Here is an 18,179-nt window from a genome sequence, read left to right as displayed (position 1 = left end):
TCACATGAGCGAAAAGCCCCTATCGAAGGTTTTCCATTACACTGGATGCCTTGGATTTAATATCCACTTATAAGATGCTTTATCGTTATTAAAAGCATAGCTCCAATTACCTGTAAGTTCTCCTTAGATCAATAGTTGATGTACAGCTCTTTAATTTTGAAAAGCTCAATGTATTTTACATTATTTTACATTTATTTTCTTGATAATATATTGAAATGATTATCCATATTTCATCCTTTCCTTGCAAATATAATATGAGTTTTCACTTAATTAGTGCGTTAAAAGATTGTTTATTAAATGGAATTTTCTGTCTTACTACTCTTTTGGAGGAATGGGAAAAAATATTCTAATACAAAAAAGAGAACCCTTATAAAAAGGATTCTGCAACAGGATAGAACAAATATATAATAATAAAAAGAATTATTTATATTATAATTTAATATTAAAACTAAAATATTGAGAAAATACAGAATGAATTGAACGTATATGTGTACTTAGCTATAATTAATTAAGAGCTGGAGTAGTACTCTTTAATCTGTCATCTGTTCCTTTTTTAAAGAAGATTGATTTCAATCTTCTTTTTTTTTTATTTTTCCTCTTTCCTCAAAAAAAGGAAAAATAATTACTTAAGAATTGTGGAAATTGCTTGCTTGTAAACTAATTGTTGCTTACCATGAACCATCATAAGAATGGTAAATTTATCCGTTGCAAGGATTTTCCCACGTATGGGAACGCCACTCTTTAAAAATATAGTAATCTCCCCTTTTTTTTTCTTTTAATTGTTCATACGTATTTTCTTCTAAGTTATACATGAAATGTGCCCCCTATTTGTATCTATTTTTCTATTAATGCTTACTGCCGCTCATTGTTGTCTATTTGTATTCCCCATTCACCTTCTATTTTTCTAAACCATATTCCTATTTTGCTTACATAGTATTTTTTCACTTCACCATACGGAATCCAAATTTCATGTTCCTGTATTTGATTCATCACTTCATAAAGAATCTCATCATGCTCGTATTTTCTAGCTTTTCGATGATCCGTTCTTACAAACTGTGTGTATTCTCTACGTAACTAACTAGAAATATGATCTTTTTATTTTTGCCGGAGATATGACCACTTTTTATTTGCCTGAAGGCGTTTTCCATTTACTTTTGTACGGTTTTCCATCAACACTCATCCCCTTTTACCTTCTAAATGCGGCTCTAAGCACATATTTCGCAAGAAATCTATCAATTATAAAAACTAAATGCTGACTACTAATTAATTACTTTGTTTTTTATTTTACATTTCGGTGCGTGAAATTTTCACCTTTATAAAAATACCCCCAAAGATTTTATACTCATGAGAGCTTTCTATAGGACTATCGCCTTTTGACTTGATTCTACAGTTTTTTTTGCTACATCTTTTTATATGGGACTCACCACATGCCCATCAACTTAAGGTATTAAAGTATCTTTAGAAACAAAAATCATCTTTATAAAATAACATCACTATATACTAGTATCGATTAAAAAGGAACCCTCTTGCTTTTGCAAGAGGATCTCACTTTACATTATTTTATTTCGGTATAAAGATAAATAAAAAACTGTCATTTGAATAAAGAAAACACTAAACAAAATGTATAAGGGATATCCTGGAATATATATACTGAAGATAGGAGAGAGAACTAAAAATCCAGCTGCAAAAATTAACACATACCAGAGTGAAACAAATGCTGTACGACAAGCTCTTTCAGTAATTAACTTTTCACGTTCGTCTTCTAAGGGAAACAATAGTGGATACATCAGATATGAAAGGACCTTATGTTTCTTCTTCTGCATTTTATAAAAAACTGTCATTACAATGCCTATAACTAATAAAAATAAGACTGGTGTAATATTTAACGATACTTCAAATGGTACTTTCTTAGCTTCAATAATATTGGAAAGTTCTATAATGCCGTAATAAAATTCAATAAATGCCCAACATGCTAATGCCATAATAAATACATTAATCACATAAGAAATCATCAATCTATTCATAATCTTCTTCCTCCTTATTTAATACAAACACTTCTTCCATTTTCAAATCAAACACATCACAAATTGACAATGCTAGTAATAATGAAGGAACGTAATCCCCTTTTTCAATTGCTGCGATCGTTTGTCTTGTCACTCCAACTTTTTCAGCTAACACACTTTGTGTGAAATTAAAACGAGCTCTAATTTCCTTTACTTTGTTGAAAATAGTCAAGTTCACCACCTCTTACCTTCAATATATACTATACTTAACAAAATGTAAAATCAACTTAACATTCATTCTACTAAAAATCCAACTTTATAATAAGCGGTACCGCCACACATTCATCAATTTTAAAATTTTATAGTGCTCTAAAGCTCAATTAATTGATATAGCAGTAAACTTCAAATACTCCCCACCTTCAAGCAATTAATAATGTGGAAAAATCAAGTAAACTCTTCTTGTTCAGGTCTTTTAGGCACCCGAAACTCACAAGAAAAAGAAAGATGTATATTTAAGTCTTAGGAAAGAAATACACATTAGAAAAACTGTCAATAAAAATTCAAGTAGACTCTCTAATATAGTTTTATAATCAAAGAAGAGAAACTTTTGAACAGGGAGGCACCAACCTATGAATCGAATTGAACGTGAAGAGAAAACAATTAGCATAATGATTGATATGTATTGTAAAAACGAACATAAACAAAATACTATATGTGAAAAGTGTCAAAGATTGGAAGATTATGCTTATTTTCGTTTATCAAAATGTCCATTCCAAGAAAAGAAACCAGCATGTCAAAATTGCAAAATTCATTGTTATAAATCAGATATGAAAGATGTAGTTAAGGACGTTATGAAGAAGATCGGGCCGAAAATGATTTTAAAACATCCATATTTCGCGATCATGCATGCTGTTGACACAATGAAAAAGTCTCCTGACTTACCAAAAAGAAAAAGGTACGAAAAGAAAAAACGAGTTGTGTAACAAGCAAGTTTTTTCTTTTCGTATCAAAACCGAACAATTTTAAAATATTAAGTGGCCGCACCTTTAAAGGTGCGGCCACTTAATATACGTATGAATCACATGCTGTTAATGATTTCAATCCACGCACTTATAAAAGCTGCGACAGCGCTTTGTGTTCAAAATAATACACAAATGCGTTAATTCTGTTCAAAAATATGCAAAATTTTAATTTGATAAAGAAATTTGTATAGAAAATCATACACTTTAATTATAATTTATAAAAACTCAGGTGCGTATGCACGATTCATATCATTCTGTTTAAAAAAACGTAAAAAAACATCTGAGAGATATTTCAATGAGAATCGAAGGTTAGTACCATCTACTTCTTTAATAGATTGAGCTCGCAAAGCAAGAAAAATAGGTTAATCTTTTCCTGTTTCTTTATAGGTACCATTCCAAAGAGAAAGAAAACAATTGAATACAAAGCGACTGCTCCAAATAGTTTTCGCAAATAATATCCCTTGCTCCTTTTAGGATATATACGAAATTTATATGTTTTATTTACAAATATGGATTGCACCTACCGACTTTCATCCCCCGCCTAAAATGGGTGTTTCACGCTTTCACATTTTTTTAGAAGAAGACTTCTGTCGGAAATAGAAATAAATAAACATATAGTCGAGTTGTAAATAATGTTTTAAGGAATTTCTCATCATTAATTTCCCCTTAAATCTAGCTTTTTACAGATCTTTTATTCGTTAATTTTGGTAAGCAAATATTTAAAGGGAGCAATTTCTGCAAAATTGAAAGTGTTGGATACCATATAACATTAGATAACCATTTTCTTTATTATAGTCCATCAATAATTTCAACTTTTAAACCGTCTAATTCATGTACCAAGATGGTATAGTCATCAATCGTTTTTGGCACGTCAATATTCCGATTAATATCCAGTAAACGGTGTACTTTTGCAGAAGAGTACTGACCAAGTTTTGAATTATGCTCCCACCAACAAACTCTCTGTATTTCTATACTTCCTTCAGGACGTGCTGCTGACGCGTCATTTTCAAACAATGTAACAAGTGCATTTTTAATTTTTTCTGCATCCTCCTTAGTAAAACCTGTCTTTTCAGCTAATTGTGTATTTATACTTCCATAAAAAACATACACTCCAAAATCGACACGATGTTTCATTCCCATCGTATCTGAACTTTTATCCTTTCCGGGCTCAGAATTTACACTTTTCGTAATTTGCATACTAGTGATGTCAATCACATCTATACTAGTTGCCGTATGGATAGAAACAGGTCCTCTTACTCCAACAGAGACACCTTTTCCGGCTCCTCCTTTAAATGCAAAAACTTGCCCAAAGCTCCTGACATCAATCCACTCCTTACATGCGATTGCAGCAAATTTCTCATAAGGATTCTCTTCTGATTTTAATACTTTGATTAAATCTACATTATTCTCTGCTCTTTCCTTTAAACTATTAAACTGGTCTACTCTCCTGTCATTTGATTGAACAAAAATAGATTCCTCCATATCCTGAAGGCGATTTCTTATCTTTCTTTTTATGGCTACATCAGAGATTTCACCATAACCATCATAATTTTGCCTCGGACGATTTCCGTTCAAAGGGTCTCCATTTGGATTGGCCTTTGTAACAGACAGAACAACTGCAAAATCGATTTTATGGTTTAAAATTGTCATTTTTAATTCTCCTCCCCTTTATTTTCTGTTGCATCTAATGAAACGTTCCCTTCCTTTTTTTGATACAACTCATGTCGCTGACTATAAAATCCCAACAAGTATCTACCAGATAACGGTTTGTTATTGAAATCTTCAATATTTATTTTTGAGCCAACCTCATCAATTAATTTGTTATAATACCAAACTTTTTCCCCTAAACGTACCTGATATGGTTGTAGAGCCCCTTGAATCGTCTTCCATGTTCTTTCTGGGCGTTGAGAAAAAGAATTCATACACCTTCTGGCATTAGTAGCACGCTGATTATTTATATCTAAAGATTTTCTTTCCAAAACATCCGCAATTGCAAGAAGTCTTCCGAATAGATAATCACGATCATTATTTTCCTTATCTAATACCAATTGATATCCCTCCATAGTATTAATCAATGCACATGTAATACTTAATGTTTTTTCCCATTCCCACCTTTCCATCGATACAGGATTTGATGCACGATGAAAAGCACTTTTGACGATGTCAGATGGAATTTTTTTTTCGTCTATAATACAAGATAGTATACGTTCCATCAATCCTTTGACTAGTTTCTCATTTGCGTTTGGTCCATAAGCTGCAAACGCGATATCTATCATTGATGGTGCTCCATAAAACCCCACAAATTTATTATCTTTATTTTTAAGATAGTGATGTTCCCAGGCACAAGTGGAATGCCAGTACTTTAACCTGTTTAAATAAAGATTTTTATCCATATTACGGTAATAGAGAACAGCTAATCTTCCTGTCGTTGCTGAATCAAGCATGAGAATATTTACATTGGACAATAAATTATTTTTATATCCATCAATTTCCTTAGAAACTTCATCAGCAAATTGCTCATGTGTATACGAATTAATTTCTCTTTTTTCTGTTAGTCTTAAATTCATAGAATAAATGTTGTAACTATCTTCTATGAAATCTGGAACATCCTCTGAATCATTACCCCAGACAAGAAATACGCGCTGATCAACAAATTTTCCTTGCTTGTTAATAAGCCATTTCAATGCATTATGTGCTTTTTGGGATACATCATAACTGATATTTGCTACATCATTAGCCCTGCTAAATCTTCCTCTAAACGTAAAGCCACTCGTATCATTTGCGGAAATCAATTTCGCCTTGTCCCCCGCATTTCTAATTTTATTAGCATGCTTGACTGTACTTGGCATTTTATTTCCTGTCACATAACAATAATCATCTTTACCCAAAAAGTTACTATAAAACTTGATAAAAGAATCGTACATTTCAGGATCTTTCCAGACTTTTGTCAACATCTTATTCGGAGAATACACATTAAACCTTACAAAAGCATTTTCTTGGTTACCTGTAACTACTGAAAAAATGGGTGGTTTTTCACCAAGTAATGCTTCAGCATTTTTATCCCACGCCTCCAACAATTCTCCCTTTGTATCCATATGCAAAATTCCTTCATCGACTAGGTCCTTTATTAATCGCCTCTTCCTTAAATAAGTATAGATGCTTTTTACCTTAGCTGTAGCATATGGAGATACTGCCCATTCCTCTAATTGCCTTATGTAGTATGAGAAAGGCTCATCTTTTTTGATTTTCCCGCCATATGTAACAAAATCACCTGCCACATAACTCAATTTATCATGTAATGGATAAGGAGCTATTGTTGCCCCAGCCCTGTTTGCTGAATTCTCTGTACATGGAATCAATGTATTTGCATCACTTTTATCAATGATTTCCGCTGTGTGATATTCACCATCATCTGTGACTGAAACTTCGATATGGGCCGTTTGAGTCGTATGGGAGATAGGCAGTAATGTATATTCTTGGCCATTATATTTTTTTTCCATTTTACCGACTCGATCTAAGTTTAATTGATATGTCTCATATAAATTCAATAGCCAACTCATTTATTCTCCCCTACTTCTAATTGATTTATAAGCTCATCAACTGATTCAACGTTTGATCGGTCAAATACTTTTGGCTCCATCTTCGATATTTTGCGGATTTGTGAACATTCTTCCGGTAGGATAAATTGAATAATTCCATCTCTAATTACCGGATTCCATAAACGAACTTCTAGTTGATTTCTTCCTGTTTCATCTGGATAATTGAGCCCATGAACCATTGTTCCTAAATGGATATCTCCACCATAATCATCATAAAATCCTTTGTCTTCACCAAAAACACAAGGCTCCACATATCCTTGGCACTCTCTCGTTCCTAAAAATATGTCTCTACGGCCTCCAGCTTTAAGTGCACGTTTTAGTATGTTATGATGCTTAAATTCGTTGCGGTCAAAAGCTAAATCTTGTCGATGAGGATTAAAAATAAAGTAGGCCTTAACCTGATATCGAACATCCTTTAAATATGTGTAATTTGCAAGTGTATTCCCACCACCATATTCAATAGGACGAATACCTTTTGACTCCATTTTGATTGCATTCATAATTCTTATTTTATCGACGACCATAAGAAGAGTCGGCTTCCAGTATATTGATTCGACGATACCCTTGATAGCTTGGTAAGTTGGCACTTGATAAGATAATTTTTCTCCTCCCATTTTCATCAAGGGATCTGTAAATAGAGCATAATTACCGAACACTTCAAATTCAATAGAATTCCTCAAATATTCATCCTCCTTTTCTTTACAATCTATATCTTAAAATGCAATATTTTTTTGTTCCCTTTTAGCAAAGTTACAAGATACAGATATAATTGCTAACATCTTTGTAACCAACTTTATATTCCTTTCTATAGTATGTTCTTCCAATTCTAGTTCTAATAATTCTGTATTACTCATACTAGAATTATTAACTAAATATTCTTTTATTCGATATTTTTTTCCTGCTACTAAGTCTTCACCTTTGATTAACTACCCAAATCTTTTTCCGTCCTAACTCCTAACGTAACCTTAAGATAAAAGATAAATCTTAGTCAGTGCCACACTTATATATTCTAGATGGATCGCCGACTAAATAACGAAGCGCACTATTTAAATCTGCATTTCCAATATTCAGTGGACAGAATACTTTTTTAGCAAGAGTACACTTTTCCACATTAGGCTAAGGTGCTTAAAGCACTTGTTTCAAGCAATCAAGGATGCTTACTTTTAATGATGGTCAATTTTATTTGTTACACTCTTCTTATTAGGGATTATGTTTATATAGAAGCAAAAGAGATTTTAATTTAAATGTTTCATATATAATTATCGTCCTTGAATTCGTATTAGGTGTATTTTTAACCATATATATGGCATTTAATTATTTAGTTGCTTAGATGAAAATATAAAAAGAATACTGCCTTTTAAGGTGGCATTCTTTTTTATATAAATGAGATATTTTTTGTTTACAGATTTCTTGATTTATAGAGTTTTGAAAGTATACTTTTGTGATTGGTTTTGCTATATATAGATAAAGTCAGATATGATTAGTGCAATCAATATTTCGAATATACACTAATTGCTAACAGTTTATTTTCGGTTTTATTAGAAAAACAAAGAGAACTTGTAAATACAAGGGCAAAACAAACAGCGATTTATCACTGTGATATCTTGGACGCACTGGTTCAAGAATAGTTTTATATTAATGATATAAGCATAATTTAACCTCTTCTTTTAACTGGATTATATGATTGATTTTTGTATCTTCAGGAATAGGTAATGTATTGCTCTCAAAATGCAAATGTTTCATTCGTAAAGCAACAAGCTCATGTAGAGGTAATCCGTAGTCTTTACGCTAGATATTTTTTGAGGAGTGTTATCATATAGTAGTAGGTTAGCTTTTATTTGCGACTTTCTCCTCAACGACTTTATCGATAATATCATCAATAACTTCCGTGCATCTTATAATAAAATCAACATCCTCACGAGTAGTATCACTATTGCTAATACGTTCAATCACTTCTGTTCCATATTCTCTATCTTCATCTGTTTTTGCTAAATACCTTTTGTAAGCCCTTACAACTAGTATTGCTTCTTTTTGATTCATATCAATTTGGCGTAGCTCATCATCAAAGTCTTCCAATGAAATCCCTCCTGTTTGTAAATAACGAAGTCTATTTAATTATATTATAATATGAAAATTTATTGTTGTACTTTTTGTGAACTTGTGTAAAAGTGTAAATGTCCACTTTTACACTTTTACACATTAAAGAGGAAATAACGTGAGAAAATATGAAGTTGGATATGAAGATCAATATTCATGTGAATCTTGTGGAGAAGGATTTATGGAGGGTGTATATATTGTGATAACTGTGTGATAGAACAGGGGCTTTTAGATTAAACAATATATATTAAATGTCGAGTAGATACTATAGCTCGATGCTGCTGAAAAAGGGATATAGCATTTAAATCAAAGGAGTGGGGAATTGAGTACGCAATATCAATAAGGGAACTAAAATATCTAATGGATTTCAAAAATAGTATAGGCAATGTATATAAAAAGATCACTTGTCTTGGAAACAAGTGATCTTTTTATTAGATAAATTGCTACTTGCCAACAGCAGGTAGTTGTTATCCTATTCATATGTTCAATAGATATTATAACACATTTATTAGTTATATAGACGGAATTGTTTCTAATGAATTGAGACCAAAAATATTTCAAAAGGTACCATTTTAATTATTTAGTACTTTAAAAATGCATTGTAGAACCTTTCGAAGCACTAAATCAGGTAGATTTTAATAAACTTCAAAAGGTGTACCTTTTGATATGTAAAATAATTCTAGTTATAAAGGGTAGTTAATATTAATTTTTTTGGCAGAAGTTTTGATAATGTATTTAGACAATATTTACGCTAAAGCTTATTAAGAAAATCCAGTTGGAATTTTTCAGATTTTTACTATTTTTAGGGATTAAAAGCAGAACGTAAGGGGAATTTACAATATAATGTAAATAAAGAAAGAATACTGATGAAAAAATATTATTCGATAAGAAAAGAACACAAAAAGGAGTATAAAAAATGTACCTTTCAGAAGTTTATATAAAAAATTTTCGTAAATTCGGAAACCAAGGGCTCCATTTAACCCTAAATAAAGGGTTTAATTTGTTTGTAGGAGAAAATGACTCTGGGAAGACCACAATAATTGATGCTATTAAACTGGTTCTTGGCACTCAAAGTAATGATTTTAGTAGAATTGAGATTGATGATTTTCATATTGCAAGTGAAAATTCTCCTGAAAATGAAAGGGCTAAAACTCTAGAAATTTCTTGCATCATACGAGATATTTCATTAGATGAGGCAAAACATCTATTAGAATGGTTATCATTTGAAAAGGTAGACGGCAAGACAGTGTACGTACTCCATATCTCTTATTTTGCTAAAAGAGAAGGTAAGAAAGTTTTTTATGACGTAAAAGCTGGTATTGGAGATGGGGGAAGATTACTAAACAGTGAGGCAAGAAATAGGATAAGGGCTACTTATTTAAAACCTTTAAGAGATGCTAATACTGAATTAGCACCTCGAAAAAACTCAAGGCTTTCAAATATTCTAAACAGTCATGCGGCTTTTGAAAATGAAGATAGTCATTTTTTACTTGAAACATTTAAAGAAGCGAACAAAAAAATAGATTCTTATTTTAAGGGAAAAGATATAAATGAAGGAGATTTACCAGATCAGCTTGGGAAAAATCTTTTAGAAGAAATTAATACATACCTTAATAAATTTTCGAACAAAAATAAAGTTTTAGAATCTAGTTTTCGAATTTCAGACTTAAAACTAAGAAACATACTTGAACGGCTTACATTGGAGTTTGAAAGCTCAAAGCCAGGACTAGGATCGCATAATATTTTATTTATTGCAGCCGAACTTTTATTGTTAAAAAGAGAAGAATTTGATGGCTTAAAATTAGCTTTAATTGAAGAAATCGAGGCTCATTTACATACCCAAGCTCAAATCAGACTAATTGAGTATTTACAGGAAGAAGCTGAGAGCTCAGATATTCAACTTATATTAAGTACTCACAGTACTGCTTTATCTTCAAAAATAAAATTGGAAAATTTATTTATCTGTAATAATAACAATATTTTTTCAATGAGATCTGACGAGACTGAGTTATTAAAAGGAGATTACTTATTTTTAGAACGATTTTTAGATGCTACAAAGGCGGATATGTTTTTTGCACAAGGAGTAATTATGGTAGAGGGTGATGCTGAAAATTTAATCTTACCGTCCTTAAGTAAAGTGATTGGGAAACCATTTTCACAATATGGTGTAACAGTACTGAATGTGGGGAGTACGGCATTTTTAAGGTACTCGAGCATTTTTAAACGGAAGAATAGGGAAAATGGTTTATTTAACATCCCTGTGGCTTGCGTGACAGACTTAGATATAGATACTAATGAATATATAAGTGATGAAGGATTAAGTGAAGCTTACAAAGAGAAACGACAAGAGAAACAAGCTAGTATTGTTAAAAGATATGATGGGCAACTTGTCAGAACTTTTGTTTCGCCTTATTGGACGCTAGAACATGATATTGCTTTAAGTGAACTTCGGCCACTATTATTGAAGGCGATTTTACAAGCGAAAAAAATCCAAAATAGTGATAAGTATGGATTAACCGATGAAAAAAATGCAGGAATCGAAGAAGAAATTAAAATCATAAATGCCTCTTGGAAGAAAAAGAACTATAATAATTTTCAAATAGCTCATGATATTTATAAAAATCTAATTACCCCAAAAAACAATAAAATATCAAAAGCAATTATAGCGCAGTGTTTTGCAAATTTAATCGAGGAATATGCAGATAAGGAAGAATTAAAACAGAATATATTAAGAGATGAGAAATTAAGGTATTTAGTGGAAGCTATCACGCATGTGACTTCTGAAGGAGGTACTGAAAATGATTGAAATTACAAATGAAGATATAGATTCAATCGAAACAGTATTGCTGCCTTATGGAAGTAAATTTGATAAGAATCATAGAAAAGTTATTAAAAATCTAGAAACGATTGATATAAAAGCGTGTCCTGGAAGTGGAAAAACAACAACTCTAATTGCCAAGCTTTTAATTCTTGAAAAGAAACTTCCGTTTAAAAATAATCAAGGTATATGTGTTTTAACGCATACGAATGTTGGAGTAAATGAGATTAAAGAAAGAAGTAGTAATCAAGAGGGGCGTAAGCTTTTTCAATATCCCAATCATGTATCAACAATACAGGTATTTGTTAATAAATACTTAGCAATTCCATCTTACCAACACTTTTATAACGACAATGTTTATAGCATTGATCAAGAGACATATAGGGACAACTTTAATCAAGCCTTTTATAAAATTCCAAGAGGGTATAGAACAAGCATTAACCAAAAATATAAAACTGAAGATCTTTGTAATAAGTTGAATTTCGGCTTAGAAGACGATGAATGTGTTTATATAGGGAATAAGAAATTAAGTGATGTTTATAATGTGACAACAGATACTTATAACTATATAAATGGGCTTAAGAAGGAGCTCTTTGCTAAAGGAATCCTTTCATATTATGATGCATATGTATTGGCTTTTAAATTTTTAAGAGAATTTCCTGAAATAAAGAATTTAATTTCTGCTCGATTTAGATTTTTATTTATGGATGAAATGCAAGATACCTCAAGTCTTCAGATGGAATTATTAAACAGTATCTTCGATAAAGAACAAGTAAGTATTCAATGTATTGGAGATGAAAACCAAGCAATATTCGAAAATCCAAGTGATAAAATATGTTGGAAACCAAAGAATTCCATTTCTTTGGATGAAAGTAAACGATTTTCAACATCAATTGCAGAGTGTATAGATAAAGTATGTGTTAAACCACAAAATATAAAAGGAAACTCAGATATAAACAATATTTCCCCTATAATACTTGTATTTAATGATTCAAATATCGGGGAAGTGTTACCAACATTTTCTAAGATAATTATTGATAATAACCTACATAATGAAGATAGAAAGATTTTCAAGGCAGTTGGTAGGGTTGCTAAAGTTCACAATGAAGGGCACATAACGATTCCGAGCTATTTTCCCTCTTATATTAAAAGTGGAAATGACAAAATAAAAAAAAGTTATAAATCTTTAGGTGGTTATTTACAGGCAATTTCACAGTTTGAAGATCTTAATGTGAGTGATTGTCGCAAACTAATAATTAATTGCTTGTTGCACGCAATGAGAATTGAGAATATTAGAATTGATGATAAATGGTACTCAGAAAAAAAACTGCTAAAGAAGTTAGAAGAACGAAATAAAAATCTAGTAGTCAACTTAAATACCTATATAGCAAAATGGATTTTAAAGGTTCAGAATGGTGAAGATATTAATGATGAAATGGCTACATTTATTATGATGAAGTTTCTACCTTTTTTAAAAGAAAATAAGCATATAAGTACTTCCTTGAAAGAATTTTGTAATAAAAAAGAAAATGAAACTTGTGAAGATTTAGCTGAAGCAAATCAGAGAAATATATTTATCTATCAAGATACAAATAATGAAATAATAGTTAGCTTAGATACAGTTCATAATGTAAAGGGCGAAACCCATACAGCAACACTGTATTTAGAGACATATTTTAAACAGTATGATTTGATGAGAATACAGGAGTATTTAAAGAAAAAACATACTTCTCCAAAAGGTAAGGAATTACCAGCGGCTTTAAGTGTAGCCTATGTCGGGCTAACTCGACCTACTCACCTTCTTTGTTTGGCCATGAGGCAAAAAACTATTGATGGACATGAAGAGGATTTTAAAAAAGCTGGTTGGCAAATACGATATATATAAAGTTGGAGGATTGAATATAAATAGACATTTCTATTGTTTTAATATTTCTTATTCAGATAATAAGGAACATAATAGCGTGTTTCTGTAACTAGCTGTAGCGCTATGTGTGTAGGAATTTCCACGCAAAATACTGTTCTTCTCAAAATTTTCACGTAGTTCATCCATTATTTTCGTTAACTTCATTTCTTTTTCTCGCTGCGGTATGTTATCCAAAAGAGAAATTTGTTCCTCTTCTTCCAGGATTAGATTCGTTAGAGAAATGTTTATGTTACGAATGGGTTCGCCAGTATATTGTTGATGTGAAAAGTATGTACAGATATGACAAATATTGATCGTTAAATTTGTAGGGCATTTAAAGCAAAAAGAACTTGTAGGATTCCTACAAGTTCTTTTTTAGATAATGTAAAAAGTTGAAACAGACTATCTCATAATTTGAATCGGAGCAAACACTATAACCACGGGTTGATTTTATTATATACCAAATCTCACCATACGCACTTTTAATATTTGAAAATTATGTGAATTAAGAAAATAAGTAGGTGTATTCAGTTGTTTGTTCCTAAAAATACTAATTGTTTATTTTGTACAAAATATTTTAAATCAATATACAGTTCATAATAAATTAGTGAAAATGCATACATAGGTAAATAAAGAAGAATGTAGCATTCTTATAGAAGGACATATATTTATATTCAGGATTAATTAACTATAAGAAAATGGATTTCATATTATAACTAAATATAATTTATGAATATATGTAGATGGTTTTTCTTTATCTTTTTTACTTATATGATACAGAAGTTAGTTATGGAAAAATTAAACAAATGCTTATTTATCATATTTTAGCTACGAAACAATGTTTGAGATATGGGATGAGTTACGGAGGTCAATGGTCCGCTTCGTTAAATTATGCTTTTACTATATAAATTTTATATAACAAAGAAAAATCACCTAATTTCATAGGTAATTAGGGTACGGAAACGATTCGAGGTATGAGGGGCCACTCTGGGAAAGTATTCAAATTGATACAATAAAAAACGTAGAAAAGAATTATTTCTACGTTTTTTATGTTTACCTAAGTTCTTTTTAGTTATTTTACAACAATATAGTACTCATCTGGACTTTTTTTTTGTGCATCCTGAAAAGTTTCTAAAATTAAATCAGCATATGAACCTAGCATTTCTTTACTTTCTCTAAAAAATTCCCATTCTATTTTTACAGGAGTGTCGATCCATCCAGTAAGACAATCCCATAAAGCATCAGCATTCTCACCATAATAATCAGGTAAGTCTAATTGATCTTTTAATATTTTATGCAGCATCTCTTTGCTAGTAAATTTACGTCCATCTAATTGTATCGTTTCCATAATGAATGTCCTCTCTATTTTATCTCGGTAAGGGTTTTATAATGATCTGAAGTTTTATACACTAATCCATCACTGGAATAGAGAATCCTATCATTACCTCGATATCCTGAAAAATAATTAACATCCGCTTCATACCAAGTTCTACCAGGAGCGGCCGGTAACAAGCCTTCTTTATTTGCAAAAATATCGCCACCCATACTTTTACCAGGAGCTACTTTATGCAGATTTCCTTCTTTCTTCACCCAACCTAGTGATTTAGCTTGATCTTTCGTAATATAATTATCCGGTAATTTTTTATGTTCTTTTACATATTTAGCAACTTCATCAAAACCAGTAGGATACTTCGTAAATTTTGTGTTTTTTGCCGCTGCTTCTAGTGCTTTTCCTTTCTTCTCAAGGTCACCAATCTTTCCTACAACTTTTCCGACTACACGTGAAGTACCACCTGATACAACAGCTAGTGTACCCCAGCCATAATCTTCAGGTCCATATTTTTGTCCTGTTACTACGTCTTTCCCAGTAACAAGTTGTCCAATTTCTTTCCCTGTCCCAATTACTGGTGTAATATCCAATATAAATGATAAGTCTCCGTCATTCTTACGGTCATATATTTTAGAAGGGTTTCCACCCAAATCATACAAAGCACTACTTAAATCAATATTCCCAATATTTTTAGCTGCAGCAGATACATCAACTTTATGACTTTTTAATTTGTTCGCGGAATCCATAAACAGATTCGCAAGATCTAATCCCATGTTGAAATCTGTGAAGAATCCTGGGACTTTCGCATCTAATGCCTGTAAGTCTTGTGCAATAACTGGAACATTTTTTCTAGTTACTTGCACAAGTTCCTCCATCCCAGGTTTTGCCTCATCTATGGAATGTTTCAAACGAATGGAGCTATTTACAACTGGTCCTAAGTCTTTAACTACACCAGAAAGCCCTTCTGCTAACTCACGATGATTTTTCTCAATTTCAACTGTTGCATCAGCTACATCTTTTAAAAAGTCTGCCGACTTACCAGCAACCACATCTAATGCTTTGTAGTAATCAGCATAGGCTTGATAAAGCGCTCCATAGTTTTGGAGTATAGTAGTATATACATCAGCACTAAATCCCATCCACTCTTTTCCATACGCTAGAGCATCTTCTTTCGTATTTCCAAGCAGTTTAAATAGCTCTTTTCTTTGAGTGACCGTTAAATTTTTAATGTCACCTTTCATTGCATTCACTAATTCTTGCAATTTATCATGTGATTCTTTAATTACTTTCATTTTATACTGTACATCTTGCTTTGCGTTGTTTACGTTCCTTGAAATACTTTCCCAGTTCTCTGCAGCATCTAACAACCCTTGTTCTGATTCTTCTAAAATTTTAATCGTGTTATTTATGAATGGTTCGTCACTTTTTAAATAATCTAATACACCTTCAAATATCTTTACTTTTCCATCAAGCAAAGTAAGTGGACTTTTAGCCTCCTGATCAAAGATAATAGCATCATGGATACGTACATATCCTTTTTCTCCTTGATAATTAACCTCATACCAAGAACCGACTTTCCCAGTTACTTCTATCACTTCACCCTTATTTACACGTTTTGCACGTAATGCTTTTCTTAAATCTGGCTCAGGATATACTTTTTTAACAAGGGATTCTAATGTAACCCATCCTTTAACCATTTCTCCATCTTGATTAAAGGAGAATTTCTTATCTTTATATGTAAAATCTCCTGTTTGTAATGCACCTGAAGGCTGTAGCAAATACCAATTAAACTCTTGCTTCATCCAACCATTTCTTGATTCATGAGAAGCATCAAAATAATACGGTTTCCCATCAACATGTGTAAATCCAGATTGTACAGGACCTAACGGGCCAAAGTAATAAGTTTTTCCGTCAATATGTTGGATTCCAGTTTGCACCACGCCATCGGTTCCCAAATAATAATCGTATCCATTTGTATGTACCCATCCGGTTTGCATAAAACCATCGGTACCAAAATAATAACGTTTTCCATCAATTGATTGGAAACCTGTTATTCTTTGCCCATCTTTTTTATAATACGTCCATTTTCCTTCTTCTTGTACCCATCCTTGTTTATTGTCTAAATAGAGTGCTTCTTTTAATTGATCAATCCATTTTAATCCATTCGCAAGAAGAGCTAAATCACTATCTAGTTGTTTATCAAATTTCTTTTGAATATTGGGTGGAAAGTATTTTTCAGGATCTTTATGATACTCCGTTATCATAAAATGAGACAAATTCGTTGCTTCCTTTGTTACATCCCATGAACGAACTGGTGATTCACCAATTACAACAGATTCAAATATCCGAACATAACCGACTTCTCCTTGATATTTAACCTGATACCATAACCCCTGCTTTGAAATGACCTCTAAGACATCCCCATCCTTTACAGGTTTAGATTTAAATAGAAATTTTGTTTCTGGCTTTGGATAGATTCTTTTAACAGCAGAACGAAGAGTAATCCATCCTTTTTCCATATCCCCGTACTTATTAATTTCAAATGTTTTTCCTTGATAGGTAAATGTTCCTGTTACATACTTCCCATCTTTTAAATAGCTCCATGAAGTTGCAGAAAAACTCCATCCAGTCTTTAATTTACCAGGCTCACTATAATATAAATCGTCTTTTCCTACCTGTTTTCTCCCTTGGAATAGCCTCCCATCTTTAAAAAAGGAATACTCTATTCCATCTAAAGTAATGTTATCTATTTGCTTACTTCCATCTTTTTGATAATAGTACCAATTCTCATTTTCCTTCACCCAGCCTACTTTATTTAAAACTTCGGCTGCTGCTGTAAATGTTGGTGCATAGGTAGAGAATAATAAAAATAATGATACTATAAGTCCTATGACTTTCCTCATACTCGCATCTCCTTATTAATTCATTAAAAACTTTTTAATTATATATTAGATTTTATTACTATTAAAATAATAAAGACGGATATGCATAATTGCATATCCGTCTTATCGATTTTCCGAAAATAAAGAAGCATCTAATTTAAACTAGATGCGGAATGTATCAAGTACATTATCTTTTTCTTCCTTATTAATCCCGATATATCTTAGTGTAATTTGTGGTGTACTATGATTCAATATTTCTTGTAACATAGCAATATCTTTTGTTTGCTTGTAAAACCAATATCCAAATGTTTTACGCATAGTATGAGTACCTAAAGATTCGACTCCAGCAAAATCTCCGGCTTTTTGTAACTGTCGATAGGCCTGTATTTTACTAATAGGTTTATCACCTTTTCGAGAAGGAAATAACCAGGTACTTTTTAGATCTTCAGCGTATGGAAGTACTTCCTCAAAAATGGATGTAATATTTATGATACGCTCCTTTTTTGTCTTTCCTTCCTTCACTTT

Annotated in this window: 13 protein-coding genes and 4 pseudogenes; 3 read left to right on the top strand and 14 right to left on the bottom strand. The window is 31.7% G+C overall.

The features are described 5' to 3' along the window. Positions 1–622 precede the first annotated feature (622 nt). From hfq to BM089_RS27980, 4 genes and pseudogenes are all read right to left on the bottom strand, one after another. A pseudogene (hfq, locus tag BM089_RS27995) lies at positions 623–812 on the bottom strand (RNA chaperone Hfq). Positions 813–852: 40 nt separating this feature from the next. Continuing rightward, positions 853–1,170: pseudogene (locus BM089_RS27990) on the bottom strand (transposase). A gap of 380 nt (positions 1,171–1,550) precedes the next feature. Further along, the gene (locus BM089_RS27985) at positions 1,551–2,024 is read right to left on the bottom strand and encodes a DUF2178 domain-containing protein (RefSeq protein ID WP_090978635.1); all 474 of its coding nucleotides are present in this window, start codon (positions 2,022–2,024) and stop codon (positions 1,551–1,553) included. Continuing rightward, positions 2,017–2,235: a helix-turn-helix transcriptional regulator gene (locus tag BM089_RS27980; RefSeq protein WP_000151821.1), complete on the bottom strand. Its 219-nt coding sequence runs from the start codon at positions 2,233–2,235 to the stop codon at positions 2,017–2,019. Before BM089_RS27980 ends, BM089_RS27985 begins: the two co-directional genes overlap by 8 nt. Positions 2,236–2,632: 397 nt before the next feature. Between BM089_RS27980 and BM089_RS27975 the strand changes: the two genes are divergently transcribed. Then, a complete protein-coding gene (locus tag BM089_RS27975; RefSeq protein ID WP_090978633.1) occupies positions 2,633–2,986 on the top strand; it encodes a nitrous oxide-stimulated promoter family protein in 354 nt (117 codons plus the stop codon). Positions 2,987–3,387: 401 nt separating this feature from the next. Here BM089_RS27975 and BM089_RS31635 read toward each other — a convergent pair whose 3' ends face one another. The 6 genes and pseudogenes from BM089_RS31635 to BM089_RS27945 all read right to left on the bottom strand — a co-directional run bounded on the left by BM089_RS31635 (position 3,388) and on the right by BM089_RS27945 (position 8,700). Further along, the gene (locus BM089_RS31635; RefSeq protein WP_254791371.1) at positions 3,388–3,465 is read right to left on the bottom strand and encodes a hypothetical protein; all 78 of its coding nucleotides are present in this window, start codon (positions 3,463–3,465) and stop codon (positions 3,388–3,390) included. 349 nt (positions 3,466–3,814) lie between these two features. Beyond that, complete coding sequence (cas7c, locus tag BM089_RS27965; RefSeq protein WP_090978630.1) at positions 3,815–4,675, bottom strand: type I-C CRISPR-associated protein Cas7/Csd2; 861 nt, start codon at positions 4,673–4,675, stop codon at positions 3,815–3,817. Positions 4,676–4,677: 2 nt separating this feature from the next. After that, positions 4,678–6,585, bottom strand: coding sequence for a type I-C CRISPR-associated protein Cas8c/Csd1 (cas8c, locus tag BM089_RS27960; RefSeq protein WP_090978628.1), 1,908 nt, complete (start codon positions 6,583–6,585; stop codon positions 4,678–4,680). Continuing rightward, positions 6,582–7,304 carry a type I-C CRISPR-associated protein Cas5c gene (cas5c, locus tag BM089_RS27955; protein WP_090978626.1) on the bottom strand — a complete coding sequence of 241 codons (723 nt, stop codon included), beginning with the start codon at positions 7,302–7,304 and terminating at the stop codon, positions 6,582–6,584. Before cas5c ends, cas8c begins: the two co-directional genes overlap by 4 nt. Before the next feature lie 895 nt (positions 7,305–8,199). Continuing rightward, a pseudogene (locus BM089_RS31630) lies at positions 8,200–8,406 on the bottom strand (integrase); the annotation flags it as partial. A gap of 45 nt (positions 8,407–8,451) precedes the next feature. Next, on the bottom strand, positions 8,452–8,700 hold the full coding sequence (locus BM089_RS27945) for a hypothetical protein (RefSeq protein ID WP_061530192.1): 249 nt from the start codon (positions 8,698–8,700) through the stop codon (positions 8,452–8,454). A gap of 937 nt (positions 8,701–9,637) precedes the next feature. Here BM089_RS27945 and BM089_RS27940 point away from each other — a divergent pair. Beyond that, complete coding sequence (locus BM089_RS27940) at positions 9,638–11,527, top strand: ATP-dependent nuclease (RefSeq protein ID WP_090978624.1); 1,890 nt, start codon at positions 9,638–9,640, stop codon at positions 11,525–11,527. Continuing rightward, positions 11,520–13,424 (top strand): UvrD-helicase domain-containing protein, encoded by a 1,905-nt coding sequence (locus BM089_RS27935; protein ID WP_090978622.1) that lies wholly within the window; start codon positions 11,520–11,522, stop codon positions 13,422–13,424. Before BM089_RS27940 ends, BM089_RS27935 begins: the two co-directional genes overlap by 8 nt. A 48-nt stretch (positions 13,425–13,472) precedes the next feature. Here the strand turns inward: BM089_RS27935 and BM089_RS27930 are convergent. From BM089_RS27930 to BM089_RS27915, 4 genes and pseudogenes are all read right to left on the bottom strand, one after another. Beyond that, positions 13,473–13,772 (bottom strand): annotated as a pseudogene (locus BM089_RS27930) (DNA repair protein); the annotation flags it as partial. Between the two features lie 742 nt (positions 13,773–14,514). Further along, entirely contained in the window at positions 14,515–14,790 is a 276-nt protein-coding gene (locus BM089_RS27925) for a barstar family protein (RefSeq protein WP_000447923.1), read from the bottom strand. Positions 14,791–14,804: 14 nt separating this feature from the next. Beyond that, positions 14,805–17,675 (bottom strand): ribonuclease domain-containing protein, encoded by a 2,871-nt coding sequence (locus tag BM089_RS27920; RefSeq protein WP_090978620.1) that lies wholly within the window; start codon positions 17,673–17,675, stop codon positions 14,805–14,807. Positions 17,676–17,816: 141 nt separating this feature from the next. Then, on the bottom strand, positions 17,817–18,179 hold a 363-nt coding region (locus BM089_RS27915; RefSeq protein ID WP_175495701.1), incomplete at its 5' end, for a tyrosine-type recombinase/integrase.

It is taken from the genome of Bacillus sp. 5mfcol3.1 (assembly GCF_900114335.1).
In the GTDB taxonomy this organism is placed as follows: domain Bacteria; phylum Bacillota; class Bacilli; order Bacillales; family Bacillaceae_G; genus Bacillus_A; species Bacillus_A thuringiensis_S.
This window is presented reverse-complemented; position numbering and strand designations above follow the sequence as displayed.